The sequence below is a fragment of the Thiohalophilus sp. genome (assembly GCF_031581315.1).
Classification (GTDB): domain Bacteria; phylum Pseudomonadota; class Gammaproteobacteria; order UBA6429; family Thiohalophilaceae; genus Thiohalophilus.
The window spans coordinates 1-2,442 of the sequence record NZ_JAVLAZ010000163.1; the positions used below are offsets into that span (position 1 = coordinate 1).

The window sequence follows — 2,442 nt, forward strand, 5'->3', positions numbered from 1 at the left end:
AGCAACGACTGGGTTAGCGCAAGGCTGCGCGGCAGAAGGCGATGTGAATCGCCCCCGATTTTCGAGATACTTTTGAGCCGGTTGAAATAGGGCTTCTCGAACTCTACCGGAGAGAGCCCGCCGATGTGGCCGTTGCAGCGGGCCTTCTAGAAGAGATCGATGTAATCGAAACATCCCGGCGGCCTTCTTCCCGATCCGGATAGATTCGCCCTCGGAAAGCGAGAAGTCACTCGCCGAACTGTCTAAGGTCGCTGGACCACAACATGATGAAAAATAAATTTTGAAAGTTGGCGCTGCCTATGAGCTGAGCAAGCTGTAAACCACTCTTCCCATATATTCATGCAGTGCCATAGTGCTTTTTTCTAGGTGGTAGGCACGGGGTATCCAGCCGATCAGTCCTGAAGGGGGCGGGGTGGAAAACTGCAGGGGTGCTGGCAGAGTATCCAGTCCTTCGCTTTCAAAAGCAGGAACGGCTCTTGCCAAGTGCCAGGCGTGGCTGACCAGAATCACCTTATCTATATTCTGCTTTTGCAGAAGGTCTGCGCTGAAGATTGCATTTTCATTGGTGTTGCGACTTCTCTCTTCCAGCCACCGGGCTTTTACACCAAAGCTTTCCACCAGCATTCTCTGCATCAGCAGGGCTTCACTGAGTTCTTCGCCATGTTTGGTTCCGCCTGCCAGTAACAACGGCAGTCCTGTTTTGCGATGCAACCAGGCTGCATAGCTCAGGCGGCTGATGCTGGCTTCACTGGGAGCATCCGGCCAACCGAATTCCTTGCCGGAATAAGAGCGTCCGCCTCCCAGTACAATAATGGCTTGCTGCTGAACTGCTGTTTCAAGGCTCAGTGGCGGGTATTTCTCTAAAGGCTGGGTCAACTGGTGGCTGACTACAGGCATGGAAAGCAGCACCAGGCTGGAAATTGCTGCCAGAATCAGGGCTGCCCCTGTTTTTGTCCATTTTCTGAAAATGAGCAAAAGCCCCAGTAGCGCCAGTAAGGTATTACCTGTTGGCGGCAAAACCAGATATTTCAGCAGATTGATCATCAACGCAGACTCGCCACATAGGTATCCATTCGGGTCAGTTTCACTTCGCGCGCGTCGTGTTCGCCTGACAGGTGGTGATTGTCGCGCAACCAAGTATCGAGGAATGCGGCCTCGAGCTCTCTCAGTCGCATGTCAGCAACCGCGCCGGCGAGCAAGCCGATCATCGACTTCATTTCCTGCCGGCGATTGCGTTGGTGATTAAAGGCGGGATTTGGCTGGCCGTGGCCATCGAGGGTGTGCTCATCACTGAGAACTCGCTCCTTCCGTGACGTTTTTGGTGCGGTGAGTGTTCAGAGGGCCGCCACGCAAGGCTAACCTCCCATGTCCCATGGTGCATCGTCGGCCTGGCCAGGGGCCGGATCTGACCATAGCACTTGAAAGGATTTGGAGCCTAGGTGAGGCAGCTACGGGTCAGGGACTGACGCCGCGAGTTTCCCTGAGGTTCCGGGGAGATTTGTACTTGTGTGGATCATGGTTGGCTGGCTTGCAAACCTCTGATTCTGAGGTAGGGGCACAGCAGGACTTGAATCTGCGACCAATCGAGTATGAGTCATCGGCCGAGGCCGGGGTGATCAACTCGGCCCCCTCGGCATCCGCCCGATTCACGGCTGGGGTGACGCGGTAGGTTTCGAAGTGCTCAACCGGTTCGTGTTGAACCTGCTCCCGAAGCTCGTCGGGGTCCTCGAGCGCCGGGGCAAGCCACGCCGGGATGCTGTCATGGGTGAGTACCAACGGCATGCGGTCGTGAACGGTCTTTGCCATGCTGCGCGCCGGCTCGGTGATGATTGCCATGGTGAGGTTGTCATCCTTGCCCTTGGCCAGCAGCCCGGCGAAGGCAAGCGGGGTGTCGTCCCGGCGATGGAAGTACCAGGGCAGCTTCTTGCCATGGCTTTCCGTCCACTCGAACCAACCATCGGCAGGCACCAGGCAGCGATGGTGACGAAAGCTACCCAGAAAGTAGCGGCTGCTCCGGAGGCTCTCGGCTCGGGCATTGATCGGCGTGGGCGCTTTGTCACCCGCCCAGTGCGGGTGAAAACCCCACTGAGCATGGGTGGCGATCGGATCGCCGCTGTCGGGGTCCGTAGCGATCACTGGTACCGGCCGACCGGGTGCGACGTTGTACGCGGGGTCCCAGTCGAGGTCGACAGGCAATCCCAGTGACTGCGCCACCCTCATTGGGGCGGTATGCAGGGCGTAACGACCGCACATCAGCGGCAGGTCCCAGTGGGTGCTCGGGATTGTTGGTCAATCAACTGCATCATTGTCGGTTTGCCTCGCTCAATCAACGCAAGAGGGCGGTCGTTAGTGCCCCGTCTCCCGTCCGTGGACGACTGATACGTCAGGGGCTTCGTCGGCATCCGATGGATTGCTTACGGGCTGGCCACATCGAGGGCAGGT

At 57.7% G+C, this 2,442-nt stretch carries 3 protein-coding genes; all 3 read right to left on the bottom strand.

The window, feature by feature from the left end; all coding sequences use genetic code 11:
- Positions 1-297: 297 nt before the first annotated feature.
- Positions 298-1,044: a YdcF family protein gene (locus RI563_RS13145; RefSeq protein ID WP_310694836.1), complete on the bottom strand. Its 747-nt coding sequence runs from the start codon at positions 1,042-1,044 to the stop codon at positions 298-300.
- Complete coding sequence (locus RI563_RS13150; RefSeq protein WP_310694837.1) at positions 1,044-1,217, bottom strand: hypothetical protein; 174 nt, start codon at positions 1,215-1,217, stop codon at positions 1,044-1,046. Before RI563_RS13150 ends, RI563_RS13145 begins: the two co-directional genes overlap by 1 nt.
- A gap of 238 nt (positions 1,218-1,455) precedes the next feature.
- On the bottom strand, positions 1,456-2,253 hold the full coding sequence (locus RI563_RS13155) for an SOS response-associated peptidase (RefSeq protein WP_310694838.1): 798 nt from the start codon (positions 2,251-2,253) through the stop codon (positions 1,456-1,458).
- Positions 2,254-2,442: the final 189 nt, after the last annotated feature.

What these genes read in the sequence shown, in the direction of transcription:
- RI563_RS13145 (WP_310694836.1), bottom strand. Translation starts at nt 1,044, where the DNA reads ATGATCAATCTGCTGAAATATCTGGTTTTGCCGCCAACAGGTAATACC.
- RI563_RS13150 (WP_310694837.1), bottom strand. Translation starts at nt 1,217, where the DNA reads ATGAAGTCGATGATCGGCTTGCTCGCCGGCGCGGTTGCTGACATGCGA.
- RI563_RS13155 (WP_310694838.1), bottom strand. Translation starts at nt 2,253, where the DNA reads ATGTGCGGTCGTTACGCCCTGCATACCGCCCCAATGAGGGTGGCGCAG.